Raw genomic sequence first — 15,243 nt, 5'->3', positions numbered from 1 at the left:
TTAATCTTTGGTTCTCTTCAAATATCACGAAGTGCAGGTAAAAGTTCACGTTGAATTTTTGAATTTAACCTCTCCTTCCAATTAAATACCTTATCCGCTAGCTGTGTTAATGACTCTGGAGTGACATAAAACTCACCTTTAGCCTTGTCATTTGGAACAACACGCCCTTTAGCATATACACAACCGTGAGTTAGTAAGTTGCGCTGTTCTAGTAATCCTTTCGCTTCACTTAGGATTTCCAGAGTATCTACTACGCCATTGTAATTTAACTTTTTTAGTGCCGTCTTAATGACCTTCACCCTTTGCCCTAGCGATGCAGAGGGCGAAATTTCAATATTGAGACCACACTCATTTAACATTTCAACAAGTACATTTACTTGAGCTTCAGCATAGCCAAAATATAAGGTCACCAAACCTAGTGGCCTTACCAAATCACCATCGAAAGAATTCATTTAATATCTCTTTGTACATATTTCTGGTAGGAAATATAGATTATTTTTTGGGACGAGCCACTCATGTGCGCTTCCAAAAATGCATTCCTTAGATACCATATACATTTTTTGCCAATGATCTTTAACATCCGGCTTCCAGGTATGAAATTTTTCTAAAACGGCAGGAAACAAAATCATGAACCAAAACAACTGAAAGCGAGTGTGCTTTAGAGTACCAATGGATGCTGCCGATGCTGTACCAAATAAATTAGGCCGCATACCTTCTGATCCAAAATCAAAAGCCCAAGAGCCAATCTGAACAGCTGAAGAAGCGCCATGTACAGCCATTGAATAAAAGTCTTCATTTTCTTGTTTCCATGCATGTAGCTCCGAAGAAACTTCAGTACCAAGGCATATAGACTCTAGCTCAGCATGCCTTTTATATAATCTTTTCTTCCTGGCAAAAACCCTATAATGAGCAGATTTACTGTCTTCAGGCGACTCAGCTTTATGCCATTCTTTGTAGTCTTCTTTACTAGCAAAAAGAATCGGCGTTTGCATCAGTCTTTCATCTAAAGTCCTAACTAATACACGCGCTTGAGTGTCCAGCCCTTCTAAGCAAAGTTTATTAATTGCCATTGCAGTATTAGCGATATTTAGTAAACATCCTCCAAGATTCATATCATTAGCGGGAAAGTCTTCCATAACAATTTTTCTTCGTTTTTTCTGCTCTTGCCAAGACTCTAAACAAGTAATTGCTAATGAAGTTAAGCAAATAATTTGCAGGTCAATATCAGTGGCAATTTCTTGAATATGTAGCTTTGTTGTTTTTTTAACATTGCGAGCATTACGCTCCATATATTTCTGAATATCGGAGATAGTCGCGCGAGTTATGCGATCTTCGCCAACTAAGGTATGTTTATTTGAAAATTGCTTACAAACATTAGCTAGAGATTTACGCATAAATATTGGATAACACGTTGAAATGAACCTCTAATTTATATTTGCTGATTACTTATTACTAGCTTTAGTGAAATTACATGCCTAAATATCTTCCAGCACCTGCAAAAACGCATCTCCATACTTCTGCAATTTCGCCTGCCCTATCCCGCTAATCTGCCCCATTTCATCCAAGGTCTGTGGTTTTCTATTATGAATTTCCAGCAGCGTACTATCATGAAAAATCACATATGGCGGCACACCCTGCTCTCTTGCCAGTTCTAGCCGTTTAGCTTTAAGTGCTTGCCACAACGGATCGTCATTGGCACCTTCAAAAGCCTCTTTAGCGCGGGCGCTGCGTTCGGCTTTGCTCATGCGTTTTTCGGGTTCGGCATCGCGGCGTAACCAAACTTCTTGCTCGCCTTTGAGTACTGGCCTTGCGGCTTCGGTGAGTTTTAAACCGCCGTAGGCGGCCATGTCGGCCTCCAGCATGCCAGCGGCGATCAGTTGGCGATACACGCCGCTCCATTGTGCTTGATTGAGAGCTTTGCCTATGCCAAAGGTGCTGACTTTATCGTGATGAAAACGCTCAACTTGTGGGGTGGCTTTGCCCATGAGCACATCTATTAAATGGCCGACGCCGAAGCGTTGCCCGGTACGGAATACGCAGGAAAGCGCCATTTGCGCGACCTGGGTGGCTTGCCAGGTTTCGACCGGATGCAGGCAGTTGTCGCATTGATCGCAGGCACCGGGATGGCTTTCGCCGAAATAGCGCAAGATGGTTTGGTGACGGCAGGCGGTGGATTCGCAGTAGCCGAGCAAGGCGTCTAACTTTAAGCGCTCTAGCCGTTTGCGTTCTTCGGAGGCTTCGCCACTATCTAGCATTTGCCGCATGGAGACGACATCGCCCATGCCGTAGAACATCCAGGCGTTAGCTTGCAGGCCATCGCGCCCGGCGCGGCCGGTTTCCTGGTAATAGCCTTCCATGCTTTTGGGTAAATCTAAATGCGCGACAAAGCGCACGTTGGGTTTGTCTATGCCCATGCCGAACGCAATGGTCGCCACCATGATGATGCCTTCTTCACGCAGGAAGCGGCGCTGGTGATGTTCGCGCAATTGGGCGGATAAACCGGCGTGATAAGGTAGTGCTGACCAGCCTTTTTCGACCAGCCAGGCAGCGGTTTCTTCCACCTTTTTGCGGGATAAACAATAGATGATGCCAGCGTCGTTCGGATGCTCGCGCTCTAAAAATGCTTGTAGCTGCTGGCGGGCATTATTTTTAATGCCGACGTGGTAGCGGATATTGGGTCGGTCAAAACTGGAGACAAACTGGCGGGCGTTTTCGAGGTTGAGCTGGCTGATGATTTCGGCGCGAGTGGGTGCATCGGCGGTGGCAGTCAGTGCGATGCGCGGCACCTCGGGGAAGCGGTTATGTAGCACCGTGAGCTGGCGGTACTCAGGCCGGAAATCATGCCCCCATTGCGACACGCAATGCGCTTCATCAATAGCAAACAGAGCGAGGCCGACATGCTGTTGCACTTCGTCGAGCAGGCTTAAAAAGCTGCCGACCATCAAGCGTTCGGGGGCGACGTATAACAGTTTGATTTCGCCAGCGAGCACTTGCCGCGTGATGCGGTTGTTATCTTCGGCACTGAGGCTGGAATTTAAAAAGGCCGCGTTGACGCCCAGCTGTTGCAAGGCTTCGACCTGATCTTGCATCAGCGCAATCAGCGGCGAGACGACAATCGCCAGGCCTTCGCGTGCGAGTGCGGGAATCTGGTAACACAGGGATTTTCCGCCGCCGGTGGGCATGAGCACCAGCGCATCTTGCCCGCTGATGACATGCTCGACGATGGCTTGTTGCTGGTGGCGGAACTGGTTGTAGCCGAAGACGGTTTGGAGGATGTGTTGCGGTGATTGGTTTGCCATGTGAAAGCAAACTAGACTTTGTTGTAGGGGTTAATCAGTTCGTCGACTAACTTATGAAGGGCCTCACGCATCTGCGCTTCGCTGACTTCCATCAGCAAGCCATCTTCCAGCGCATCCTGGGCGATCTGTTTGAGTTCGTCAAAATTTTCGGCCATGACTTTGACCTTTTCGGTGCAGGACACCACCGAACCGTCATCGCGTACCCATTTTGGCCATTCGTTACTCATCTACTTATTTACTCACTTAATGTTTTCAGTTGTTGCAGCAGTTTGGCCATCGCCTGGCCGCGGTGACTGCGCTGACTTTTGATCTCAAGCGGTAATTCTGCCACGGTTTTGCCGCTCTGCGTATCCAGAAACAGCGGATCGTAACCAAAGCCTTCAGTGCCGCGGAACTCGCGCAGGATTTCGCCGCGCCACAGGCCATCAGCAATCAAGGGCTGCGGGTCTAGCGGATGGCGCACCAGCACAACCACGCTATAGAAATAGGCACGGCGGTCAGCAATGCGTTCCATGGCGGTGAGCAATTTATCGTTGTTGCGTTCGTCTTGCGTGAGCAGGCTGTTAGGCGGTTTTGGCCCGCTGTAACGCGCCGAAATCACGCCCGGTGCGCCTTGCAAGGCGTCAACACACAACCCTGAATCGTCGGCCAGCGCGGGCAAGCCGGTATGCTGGCTGGCATGGCGTGCCTTGGCTAAAGCGTTTTCAATAAAGGTGTGATAAGGCTCGGGACATTCGGGCACATTGAATTCGGATTGCGACACAGCAGCAATATTCAGCGGTGCCAGCAAATGCGCAATTTCACGGATTTTGCCCTGGTTGCCCGAGGCAATGACCAGTTTTTCAAACGGCAAGGCTATACTCATGTTCCCTGTGATTATTTGGCCAGCGCTTGCGCTTGCAGTTGCGCCAGTTCAGTAATGCCTTTGGCGGCCAGGTCCAGCATTTGGTCCATCGTCTCGCGGGCAAACGGTTCGCCTTCGGCGGTGCCCTGAATCTCCACAAACCCACCTTTGCCGGTCATGACCACGTTCATGTCGGTATCGCAGTCTGAGTCTTCAATGTAATCCAGGTCCAACACTGGCGTACCTTGATACACACCAACAGAAATAGCAGCGACGGAATCCTTGATCGGGCTTTCAGTCAGCAGGCCTTTTTGCAGCAAGGTAGACACTGCATCCACCATGGCGACATAGGCACCTGTAATGCTGGCGGTGCGGGTCCCGCCATCGGCCTGGATCACGTCACAGTCAAAATGGATGGTGCGCTCACCCAGTTTTTCGAGGTCGATCACCGCGCGCAGGCTACGGCCAATCAGGCGCTGGATTTCCTGTGTGCGCCCGCTTTGCTTGCCGCGAGCTGCTTCGCGGTCCATGCGCGAACCGGTAGAACGCGGTAGCATGCCGTATTCTGCCGTCACCCAGCCCTGGCCTTTGCCCTTTAAAAAGCCGGGCACTTTTTCTTCTACACTGGCCGTGCATATCACGTGAGTATCGCCAAACTTCACCAGCACAGAACCTTCGGCGTGCTTGGTGTAATGACGGATGATTTCGATGGCACGCAACTGATCGTTGGCGCGCTGGCTAGGTCTGCTCATGGTTTAACACTTTCCGTTATTTAATATGTTGCTGGGCTCTGCCCAGCGCTTCTTGTATTTCGGCAATCGCTTTTTCAATTTCGTCATCAGTGAGGTCCAGTCCATACGGGCTGGACGAGGCTGGAATTTCATTCATCATGGTAGTGGTGACATCGACCGGTAAATCCAGCGTTGAAATCGTTAACGGGCTCACCACACGCTGCCCCCACTGCAAGGCAATGGCGCTCATATTGTCGCCCACCGTAATACTTGCCGCATCGGCATCATCCAGCAGGCGACTCACGCCATCATTAATATCCGCAGCCAGCATATGCTGTGCCATATGGATTTCAGGCACTGTGTTCCATACACCATCAGAGCAAAGCATGATCACATCGCCTTCGCGCAGCGGGATAGGCGGGGTCAACTCGACCTTGGGTGGTCGCTCACCACCCAGGCAATTATAAATTTTATTGCGGTGCGGATGATGATCTACCTCAGCTGCGGTGATTTTTCCTTCACGCAATAGCGACTGCACCACCGAGTGGTCTTCCGTCTGGTGCTCCACCAGGCCGTTACGGTAGTGATAGAGGCGGGAATCACCCACATGGGCACAAAACAGTTTGTTATGTTGAATCAGCGCGACCACGATGGTGGTACGTGGAGACTCCATCAGGCGTTTTTGCAAACGCACATTTTCAATCACTTCATGTGCCTGGACAATCTGCGTGCGTAAAAACTCCGCAGGCTGGGAAATTAATGGTTTGGATTCGCGCTGAAACGCTTCTACCATGGTTTTGACTGCGACCTCGGCTGCGACATCACCGTGCTGGTGACCGCCCATGCCATCAGCCAATACCATGAGGATGGCATGCCTATGGTAAGAATAGGCCAGCCTGTCCTGGTTGTAGGGCCGCGGCCCCTGGCGACTGCCCTGTGCAATGGTGAATTTCATAGCGGTTTGTTCAGTACCTTGATGATTTTATCGACCAGCGATGCCCGTGGATCTGCTGCCACGTGGATGCCGATCATTTTTTTCTGTAGTGAGAACACGCTTTGCGGCCGCGACAAATAGTCGAGTTGCATACATTCATCAATGATGGCCAGCAATTTTTCGGAATATATCTGTTTGCCGAGCTCGACCGCCGGCACCAGTGTATCTTCTTTCAGGCGCTGGTTAGCCGAGACCGGGGACGCCCGCTGCAAACAGGCATACATACTAGCGCCTATGCTGTAAATATCGCTCCATGGCCCCAAGTGCTTGCGGTCTATATACTGTTCCGGCGGCGCAAAGCCCGGTGTGTAGGTTGGGGCCAGCGTCACTTCAGACAAAGCCTGGCGCGCTGATCCGAAGTCCAGCAGCATAGGCGAACCATCGAGACGGATATAAATGTTGGCAGGTTTGATATCGAGATGCAGCAACTTGCGCGTATGCACTTCGCGCAAGCCATTGAGCAATTCAATAAACATGCGGATGAGAAAGCTCTCTGGTACCGGCTGCGACAAGGCCATGATGTAGTCTTGCAGCGATTTGCCGCGTTCGTATTTCATGACCATATACACCGTATTGTTGGCACGAAAGAAGTTTTTCACGCGGACGATATTCTTGTGCTCGATATTGGCCAGCGCCAGGCCTTCTTCAAAAAAGCATTTCATGCCATGTTTGTAGGCGGCCTCGTTTTTACCATTCGATCGGATATGCGTATGTTCGTCGCGCTCAGCCAGCGTCACTGGCATATATTCCTTGATGGCGACGGTATTTTTTTGCGGATCTTGCGCCAGATAGACGAAACTGAACCCGCCCAGACTCAACACCTTGGTAATGGTGTAGTCATGCAGCGCAGTGCCTACCGGCAAGGCAAAATCAAATTTATTAGAGAGCTTCACTAGCGCTTTAACGTCACCATCATGGCTTTTATTAAGGGAAAGCCCGCATTGTGTGGCCTGAATCACGGGTTTTCTTTTATCTTTTTGCTATTTTCGCATATCGATAGCGCATTTGATACAATCCCTCCGTTTGCTTCCCAGCCCAAGACGATGAACATGACAGCCAAAAAATCCGCCAACGATCAACCTATTTTAAGCATGACCGGCTTTGCCGCAGCGGAGTCACGCTTCCCCGGCGGCCTGCTGCTCATCGAATTACGCGCGGTGAATCATCGCTACCTCGAACTCAACGTGAAAATTGAGGATAGCTTGCGCCAGTATGAGGCGCACATTCGCGAGCAGTTGCAAACCCGGCTTGGTCGCGGCAAGGTAGAGTGCCGGATTAGCCTCAAAAGCGATAGCGCTGCGACCAACCTGGCATTAAACCCGGCCATGGTGGCGCAAATTGCGCAAACGCTTGGCGAATTACAGCAACATTTCCCACAGGCGCAACCTGTTAACCTGGTCGAGGTGTTCAAGCTGCCAGGGGTGTTGCAAAGCGAAGCGGTCGATGCTGAAACTTTGGCTCAAAGCGTACAGAGTGGTTTGTCACAAGCGATAGACGAACTGATTGCCGCCCGCCAGCGTGAGGGCGAAAAACTCAAGCAGGTACTGCTGGACCGTCTACAAGGCGTGCGTGAGCAGATCAGCATCGTCAAACCGCTACTGCCAGCGCTGGTGAGCCAGTATCAGGAAAAACTGACCACCAAATTACGCGAGGCCATGCAGGCAGATGACGACCGCGTACGCCAGGAAATTGTACTGTATGCACAACGGATTGATGTTGATGAAGAATTGGCGCGATTGAATTCCCATATTACCGAAATGGACCGCATCCTGAGTGCAGGCGGTGCCGTGGGCAAAAAGCTGGATTTCCTGATGCAGGAAATGAACCGCGAAGCTAATACACTAGGCTCCAAATCAGTCGCGATTGAAACCACGCAGGTTTCCATGCAGCTCAAAGTGCTGATTGAGCAAATGCGCGAACAAATTCAGAATATTGAATAACCCTGTTTAAAACCCGGTTTGCACCAAAACCGTGATTCAAAAGCGCACCTAAATGGTGCGCTTTGTTTTTCAAACTCCCTCAACAAGACAATAACTACTTGATTTAAATACACTTAATAGGCTGGCACACGGCTTGCTCTTATTTAATTGATTTTTACAAGCAAGGCAAAGGTCCAGCATCATGACGCAATCAGCAAAACAGTTTTTTGATGAAATGCAGGGCTATGGGGGCAACGTACGGGCCATTTACCAGGCATACAAGCATTGGTTAAGTGATGTGCCTACGCAACAACTGGCCGCCAAGCGTGCCGAAGCTGAGGTTTTGTTCCGCCGTGTGGGGATTACCTTTAATGTGTATGGCGAAGAAGATGGCGCCGAGCGTTTAATTCCGTTTGATGTCATTCCGCGCATGATTTCTGCCAGTGAATGGGCGCACCTGTCCAAAGGCGCCGTTCAACGCGTCCGCGCGCTTAATATGTTCCTGCATGATATTTACCATGATCAGGAAATCATCAAAGCCGGTATCGTGCCGAATAGCATTTTAAGTAATGCGCAATACCGGCCAGAGATGGTGGGTGTGAATGTGCCTAATCAGGTGTATGCGCATGTAGCTGGCATTGACCTGGTCCGCACCAGTGAATCGCAGTTTTATGTGCTCGAAGACAACCTGCGCACACCGTCCGGCGTGTCTTACATGCTGGAAGACCGCAAGATGATGATGCGATTGTTCCCGGATTTGTTTAAGAAATACCCGATTGCGCCCGTGGAGCATTACCCACATGTGTTGCTGAATAACCTGCGCTCGGTGGCACAAACCGGCGTCACCGACCCAACCGTCGTGCTCCTTTCACCAGGGGCCTATAACAGCGCCTACTTTGAACATGCCTTCCTCGCCCAGCAAATGGGCATAGAACTGGTGGAAGGCCAGGATTTGTTTGTTCGTAATAACGCCGTCTACATGCGCACCACACAAGGCCCGCAAAGGGTGGATGTGATTTACCGCCGCATCGACGACGACTTCCTTGACCCTCTGGTGTTCAAGCCCGATTCCCTGTTGGGCGTGCCAGGTCTGCTCTCCGTTTACCGCAATGGTGGCGTCACATTGGCTAACGCTGTAGGCACCGGCGTGGCCGATGACAAGGCGACGTATATCTACGTGCCGGAGATGATCAAGTTCTATCTGGGTGAATCTCCTATCCTGCAGAACGTGCCTACGTATCAACTCAGCAAGGAAGATGATCTGGCCTATGTGCTGGATCATCTGCCCGAGCTGGTCGTGAAAGAAGTACAGGGCTCCGGCGGCTACGGCATGCTGGTTGGCCCCACTGCCAGCAAGCAGGAAATTGAAGAATTCCGCTTGCGCATTGTTTCTAAACCTTCTAATTACATTGCACAGCCGACGTTGGCACTGTCGACCTGCCCGACGCTGGTCGATCAGGGCATCGCCCCTCGCCATGTGGACCTGCGCCCATTTGTACTGTCAGGCAAAACCGTCAGTGTGGTACCGGGCGGCCTGTCACGCGTAGCACTTAAGGAAGGCTCCCTCGTTGTCAACTCCTCACAAGGGGGTGGTACCAAAGATACCTGGGTGCTGGAACGGGATGATGTCTGTGCCGAAACCCTGCAACCGCAAATGGCTGCACAACAAATCAATCAAGAGGCCGTCATATGTTAAGCCGTACCGCAGACCACTTATACTGGATGGCACGCTATATCGAGCGCACTGAAAACGTCGCGCGCGTGCTGGATGTCACCTACAACATGTCTTTGCTGCCTTCTGACAGCAGCAATGAAGAAGAGCTATGGGATACGGTACTCGAAATTGCCGGTATCCGCGATATTTATGACGCGACCTATAAGGAGCTCAACGCGACCAATGTGATCAAGCATCTGGTCATGGACAGCAACAACCCATCCAGCATTTACAGCTCCCTGCGTAGCGCGCGCGAAAATGCACGCGCCGTGCGCGTCGCGATGACCACCGAAACCTGGGAGAACATGAACACCTTATGGCTGGAATTCGGCCAGTACATCAAGCAGGACCTGACAAAAACCGGCCTCAGTGAGTTTTGTGAGTGGGTGAAAAGCCGTTCTCACCTGTTCCGCGGCGTGTGCTTTGGCACCATGTTGCGCGATGAAGCCTTCAGTTTTGTCCGACTGGGCACGTTTATGGAGCGCGCCGATAATACGGCACGCCTGCTGGATGTGAAATATGAATTTTTAATCCCCATGCAGGAAGCCAATGATGGCGCGGTCGATTACTACGAATGGAGCGCCGTGTTGCGCTCAGTCTCGGCCTTCCAGGCTTACCAGAAGGTATACCGTGATGCGATTGAGCCGATGAAAGTGTCTGAATTGCTGATCTTGCGCGAGGACATGCCGCGCTCGCTACACGCCTGTTATGCCGAAATCATGCCGATTTTGCGCCAGGTGGCCGGAAGCCGCCAGACCGAGGCTGAGCGTTTAGCCGGGCAAATGCACGCCAAACTGCATTATGGCCGCATGCTGGATATCGTCAGGGATGGGGTACACCATTTTCTAGATGATTTTATTCTTGCCAACCGCAGACTGGGTGAAGAAATACAACGTAATTTTTTAAATGCGACGGCGTGATGCGAGAAGCGTACACATGATTTCGCCATAGATTGCCATGAGCCCCTCGTGCGCAGACTGTTATAAAACAGCGCTGCGCTTTTTTACTTTAACCCAGACCACATCATGCTGCTCAACATTGAACACCAGACCCAATATGTTTTCAGTGAAATGGTGCAATACACCATACAGCAGTTACGCCTGACGCCGCGCAACGGATATAGGCAAGCGGTCAAACACTGGCAGATCAAGGTCAATGGCCAATTGACGCCTTTTGAAGATGCCTTTGGTAATCTATCCCACACTTTGGTCATAGACCAGCCTCATGAAGCCCTTTTGATTACGGTGTCTGGCGCCGTGGAAACTGGCGTTGAGACAGAGCCGCCAGAGCAGGCTTTGCCAGCAGAAATTTATCTGCGGGATACACCATTGACGCAAGCAGATGCCGCCATGGCCGAATTTGCCAGACCGTTTGCGAATGCACCCTTAACTGACTTGATGCACGCTTTGCGTGAGCGTATGCAATACATTAAAGGCGCAACGCAGGTGGATACCCCTGCAGCTCAAGCTTTCCGGCTTGGCAAGGGCGTCTGCCAGGACCATGCCCATGCTTTTATCGGCTGCTGCCGTAGCCTGGGGCTGCCTGCGCGTTACGTGAGTGGTTATTTGTTTACCGTGGATGGTAGCCTCATGCAGACACATGCCTGGGTGGATATCTGGCAACAAGGACATTGGCTAGGCCTGGATGTTTCAAATGGGACATTGGTCAACGAGACCCATGTCCGGCTGGCGCACGGACTGGACTACCGCAGCGCCAGCCCGGTCACCGGCTCACGCATAGGCGGCGGCATAGAAGGCATGGCCAGTGTGGTAAGTGTGAACCAGCAAGCCCGTCAGGCCAATCCACAAGAGCAGGCGCGCTTGCTGCAACAGGCACAAAGTGCACAGCAATAGCTGGCGGCTGCATGCTATGATGGCCTTTCCGATTTCATTTTTTAACCGCGGATTGTGATGACTTACTGTGTAGGTATTTTACTGGAACAAGGCCTGGTCCTGGCGTCTGACACGCGTACCAATGCTGGTGTCGATCAGGTAGCCATTGCGCCCAAGATGCATGTGTTTGAAGTGCCGGGTGAGCGCATGATCGTGCTTCTCACGGCTGGCAATCTGGCGATTACTCAATCGGTGGTCAACCTCTGCCGGGAACAACTCAAGTCAACCGAACCGCATGCGCATCTGCATAATGTGCAATCGTTATTTGAAGCTGCCAGCGTGGTCGGCGCCGCCATGCGCACCGTACACCAGCGCGACGGCAAAGCCCTCAAGGAACACAGCATAGACTTTAGCGCCAGTATCCTGGTGGCGGGGCAAATCAAGGGCGAAAAACCGCGCCTGTTTAATGTCTATGCAGCCGGTAACTTTATTGAGGCCACGCCAGACACACCTTATCTACAAATTGGCGAGACCAAATATGGCAAACCCATCATAGACCGTGTCATCAAACATCAAACCAGTGTCACAGATGCGGTAAAATGCGTGCTGATTTCGTTTGACTCTACGATTCGCAGCAATATTTCTGTGGCTTTACCGATTGATTTGATGATATACCGCACTGATAGTTTAAGCGCCGATTGCCGGCACCGCCTGATGGAAGATGACCCTTATTACGCCAGCATCCGCAAGGGCTGGGGGGAAGGGTTGAAAGCCGTTTTTTCTTCTCTGCCTAACCCGGCATGGAGTGCCTCATGAGCCAAGGCCATTTGTTTGTGATCTCTGCTGCCTCTGGCGCAGGCAAAACCAGCCTGGTGCGTGCCATGCTGGCACAAGACCCGATCCTGAAACTGTCGGTTTCACACACCACACGGGCACCCCGCCCCGGTGAAGAAGATGGCATTCATTACCACTTTGTCTCTGAGCCTGCATTTCTCGACATCCTCGACAATGGCGGTTTTCTTGAAAGCGCGCATGTGCATAGTGCCCGCTATGGCACGGCGCAAAGTGAGGTTGAAAATGCCCTGGCAGAAGGCCGCGACGTGATCCTCGAAATTGACTGGCAAGGCGCGCAACAGATTCGCACCTTGTTCCCACAGGTCACCTCTATATTTATCTTGCCACCCTCTATTGAGGCGCTGGCGCACCGCCTGAACAGCCGCGGCCAGGACAGTGACGCCGTCATCGCGCAACGCCTGGCAGCTGCACGCGAGGAGATGCGTCACGTGCATGAGTTTGATTATGTTACAATTAATGATAATTTTGACGTGGCCTTGCAGGATCTGATGGCGATTGTTCGCGCCCAGCGCTTGCAGTTAAACCGCCAGGTAGCCTGCCACGCGTCATTGATTCAATCACTTACCTAAGCTGGCACTCGCCATGCTGATGGTTCAAACAGATAGAGGTTTTTATGGCACGTATTACTGTCGATGATTGCTTGGACAACATCCCTAACCGTTTTCAATTGACCCTGGTCGCGGCTTACCGTGCACGACAGCTGGCTAATGGCTCTGACCCGTTGGTAAGCGGTTACTCACAAAAAGATAAAGCCACCGTGCTTGCCTTGCGCGAAATCGCCGCTGGCAAAATCGGTGTTGAGCTGCTAGAGAAAAAGGGCCAAGCATAAGCAGCTATGCCCCACACCCAAGGCGATTCTGCCCACCGCAAGTCCAGGCCTCCCATGGAGGAGGTCGATTTGCTGCCAGCCGACCGTGAGGATTCCCCCCTTACCCAGCTGATCCGTAAGTATCTTAATGAAGAAGAAGTGCAACTGGTTTGGCAAGCGTACCGCTACGCTGACCAGGCGCATGCCGGCCAAACCCGAAAAACCGGCGAACCCTATATCACCCACCCCATTTCCGTAGCCTGCATCCTGGCCAGGTTGCACCTGGATTTACCCACCCTCTTGGCAGCCTTGCTGCACGATGTGGTGGAAGATACCGAAGTGGACAGTGCAGCGATTACTGAGCGCTTTGGCAAACAGGTCGCGGACCTGGTCGACGGCCTGACCAAACTGGACAAGGTAGAACTGCAAACCGCCACCCAGGCCCAGGCGGAAAACTTCCGCAAAATGCTGCTGGCCATGAGCCAGGACGTGCGCGTGATCCTGGTCAAGCTGGCAGACCGTTTGCATAATATGCAGACCCTGGATGCGATGCGGAGCGAAAAACAAAAGCGCATCGCCCGTGAAACACTGGACATCTACGCGCCGATTGCCAACCGCCTTGGCCTGAACCCGATTTACCATGAGCTGGAAGACCTTAGCTTCAAATACCTGTACCCTAACCGCTACCGCGTGATTGACAAGGCCATCCGCACGGCACGCGGCCACCGCAAGGAAGTGGTCAGCAAGATTCAGGAAGCCATCCAGAATCAGCTCACCCAGTACCAGATTGAATATGACGTAGAAGGCCGCGAAAAGCACTTGTATAGCATTTACAAGAAAATGTCTGAAAAAGCGATGAAGTTATCGCAAATTGGCGACATTTACGGCTTTAGAGTGATTGTAAAGGATACTGCTGCATGTTACCTCGCACTTGGTGCCTTGCACGCGTTATACAAACCGATTCCTGGTCGTTTTAAAGACTATATTGCCATTCCCAAGGCCAACGGCTACCAGTCCTTGCACACGACCCTGTTCGGCCCGTTTGGAACGCCGATTGAAGTGCAGATCCGTAGCCAGGAAATGCACAATATTGCCGATGCAGGCGTGGCTGCGCACTGGTTATACAAAACCACCGATGCGCACCTGACCAAGCTGCAGCAGCAAACGCACCAATGGTTGCAACGGCTGGTGGAAATCCAGACCGAAAGTGATGACAGCCACGAATTCCTTGAAAACTTCAAGGTGGACCTGTTCCCCGATGAGGTCTACGTGTTCACGCCCAAAGGCAATATCATGGCTTTACCGCGGGGCTCAACGGCGGTTGACTTTGCCTATGCCGTGCACTCAGATGTCGGCAATAGCTGCGTCGCTGTCAAAATCAATAATGAACTGGCGCCTTTGCGTACCGAAATGCGCAATGGTGACCATGTGGAAATCATTACCGCACCATTGGCCAAACCCAATCCGGCCTGGCTCAATTATGTGGTCACAGGCAAGGCACGTTCGCATATCCGGCATTACCTGAAAACAGTGAAGGTGGAAGAATCGGCGCAATTGGGCGAGCGCATGCTGAATGTGGCATTACGCGCCATGCATATCGAACCGGCGGCCCTGACGGACAAACAATGGCAAAAAGTCATGAATGACTACGGCGTCAAAACGCGGCAAGCTATTTTGACCGATATTGGCCTGGGTAAACGCAACAGCCTGATGGTGGCGCACCAGCTGGTAGCCCATCCGGCGGAGGCGGAAGATAAATCTGCCAAAGTGCTGGATACCATCACCATCCGCGGTTCGGAAGGCATGGCCGTCCAGTTTGCCCAATGCTGCCGACCGATTCCTGGCGATCCTATCCTGGGCTTTATCAATAAAGATAAAGGCCTGGTCATTCATACGCATGATTGCCCGGCCATCCGCAAATTCAAGCTGGATCCGGAAAAATGGCTAGATGTGGAATGGGATGCCGATCCGAAGAAACTGTTCAGCGTCAACTTGCGCGTCACAGTGGTGGACGAGCGCGGCATGCTGGCCAAGATTGCAGCCACCATCTCCAATGCGGATGCCAACATTGATAACGTTAGCGTTGAAACCAGCGATGGCAGCCAGTACTCCAACGTCAACTTTACCGTGCAGGTGCATAACCGTGTGCACCTGGCAACCCTGATCCGCAACCTGCGCAAGATCCAGCAAATCGTACGGATCAACCGGGTCAAAGGCAATCAGCTGGAACAGCGCATCCAGTAACCG

Annotated in this window: 16 protein-coding genes; 8 read left to right on the top strand and 8 right to left on the bottom strand. The window is 51.7% G+C overall.

Going from position 1 to position 15,243, the window contains the following annotated elements; genetic code table 11:
• Positions 1-17: 17 nt before the first annotated feature.
• The 8 genes from ACJ67_RS00360 to ACJ67_RS00325 all read right to left on the bottom strand — a co-directional run bounded on the left by ACJ67_RS00360 (position 18) and on the right by ACJ67_RS00325 (position 6,761).
• Positions 18-452 (bottom strand): hypothetical protein, encoded by a 435-nt coding sequence (locus ACJ67_RS00360; RefSeq protein WP_049637417.1) that lies wholly within the window; start codon positions 450-452, stop codon positions 18-20.
• On the bottom strand, positions 453-1,394 hold the full coding sequence (locus tag ACJ67_RS00355; RefSeq protein ID WP_049637416.1) for a hypothetical protein: 942 nt from the start codon (positions 1,392-1,394) through the stop codon (positions 453-455).
• A gap of 81 nt (positions 1,395-1,475) precedes the next feature.
• Complete coding sequence (recQ, locus tag ACJ67_RS00350; RefSeq protein WP_049637415.1) at positions 1,476-3,299, bottom strand: DNA helicase RecQ; 1,824 nt, start codon at positions 3,297-3,299, stop codon at positions 1,476-1,478.
• An 11-nt stretch (positions 3,300-3,310) separates the two neighbouring features.
• Positions 3,311-3,526: a hypothetical protein gene (locus ACJ67_RS00345; protein ID WP_049637414.1), complete on the bottom strand. Its 216-nt coding sequence runs from the start codon at positions 3,524-3,526 to the stop codon at positions 3,311-3,313.
• Positions 3,527-3,534: 8 nt separating this feature from the next.
• On the bottom strand, positions 3,535-4,158 hold the full coding sequence (rdgB, locus tag ACJ67_RS00340) for an RdgB/HAM1 family non-canonical purine NTP pyrophosphatase (RefSeq protein WP_049639684.1): 624 nt from the start codon (positions 4,156-4,158) through the stop codon (positions 3,535-3,537).
• 17 nt (positions 4,159-4,175) lie between these two features.
• Entirely contained in the window at positions 4,176-4,895 is a 720-nt protein-coding gene (gene rph / locus ACJ67_RS00335; RefSeq protein WP_049637413.1) for a ribonuclease PH, read from the bottom strand.
• 16 nt (positions 4,896-4,911) lie between these two features.
• The gene (locus tag ACJ67_RS00330; protein ID WP_049637412.1) at positions 4,912-5,829 is read right to left on the bottom strand and encodes a PP2C family serine/threonine-protein phosphatase; all 918 of its coding nucleotides are present in this window, start codon (positions 5,827-5,829) and stop codon (positions 4,912-4,914) included.
• Positions 5,826-6,761 (bottom strand): serine/threonine-protein kinase, encoded by a 936-nt coding sequence (locus tag ACJ67_RS00325; RefSeq protein ID WP_049639683.1) that lies wholly within the window; start codon positions 6,759-6,761, stop codon positions 5,826-5,828. Before ACJ67_RS00325 ends, ACJ67_RS00330 begins: the two co-directional genes overlap by 4 nt.
• Positions 6,762-6,911: 150 nt before the next feature.
• Here ACJ67_RS00325 and ACJ67_RS00320 point away from each other — a divergent pair, with 150 nt between their 5' ends.
• From ACJ67_RS00320 to ACJ67_RS00285, 8 genes are all read left to right on the top strand, one after another.
• A complete protein-coding gene (locus ACJ67_RS00320) occupies positions 6,912-7,808 on the top strand; it encodes a YicC/YloC family endoribonuclease (RefSeq protein ID WP_082163874.1) in 897 nt (298 codons plus the stop codon).
• Between the two features lie 181 nt (positions 7,809-7,989).
• Positions 7,990-9,483, top strand: coding sequence for a circularly permuted type 2 ATP-grasp protein (locus ACJ67_RS00315; RefSeq protein WP_049637411.1), 1,494 nt, complete (start codon positions 7,990-7,992; stop codon positions 9,481-9,483).
• Positions 9,477-10,421 (top strand): alpha-E domain-containing protein, encoded by a 945-nt coding sequence (locus ACJ67_RS00310; RefSeq protein WP_018987154.1) that lies wholly within the window; start codon positions 9,477-9,479, stop codon positions 10,419-10,421. The genes ACJ67_RS00315 and ACJ67_RS00310 overlap by 7 nt, the downstream gene beginning before the upstream one ends.
• Positions 10,422-10,526: 105 nt before the next feature.
• Positions 10,527-11,354 (top strand): transglutaminase family protein, encoded by an 828-nt coding sequence (locus ACJ67_RS00305; RefSeq protein ID WP_049637410.1) that lies wholly within the window; start codon positions 10,527-10,529, stop codon positions 11,352-11,354.
• Positions 11,355-11,411: 57 nt separating this feature from the next.
• A complete protein-coding gene (locus ACJ67_RS00300; protein WP_049637409.1) occupies positions 11,412-12,149 on the top strand; it encodes a proteasome-type protease in 738 nt (245 codons plus the stop codon).
• Positions 12,146-12,757 (top strand): guanylate kinase, encoded by a 612-nt coding sequence (gene gmk, locus ACJ67_RS00295; RefSeq protein ID WP_018987157.1) that lies wholly within the window; start codon positions 12,146-12,148, stop codon positions 12,755-12,757. The genes ACJ67_RS00300 and gmk overlap by 4 nt, the downstream gene beginning before the upstream one ends.
• Before the next feature lie 44 nt (positions 12,758-12,801).
• The gene (rpoZ, locus tag ACJ67_RS00290) at positions 12,802-13,017 is read left to right on the top strand and encodes a DNA-directed RNA polymerase subunit omega (protein WP_018987158.1); all 216 of its coding nucleotides are present in this window, start codon (positions 12,802-12,804) and stop codon (positions 13,015-13,017) included.
• 6 nt (positions 13,018-13,023) lie between these two features.
• Positions 13,024-15,240 (top strand): bifunctional (p)ppGpp synthetase/guanosine-3',5'-bis(diphosphate) 3'-pyrophosphohydrolase, encoded by a 2,217-nt coding sequence (locus ACJ67_RS00285; protein WP_049637408.1) that lies wholly within the window; start codon positions 13,024-13,026, stop codon positions 15,238-15,240.
• The last annotated feature ends 3 nt before the right edge of the window (positions 15,241-15,243 follow it).

The sequence above is a fragment of the Methylophilus sp. TWE2 genome (assembly GCF_001183865.1).
Taxonomy (GTDB): Bacteria; Pseudomonadota; Gammaproteobacteria; order Burkholderiales; family Methylophilaceae; genus Methylophilus.
Note: the sequence above shows the minus strand (reverse complement) of the source record. Positions and strands in the feature narration are given on the sequence as shown.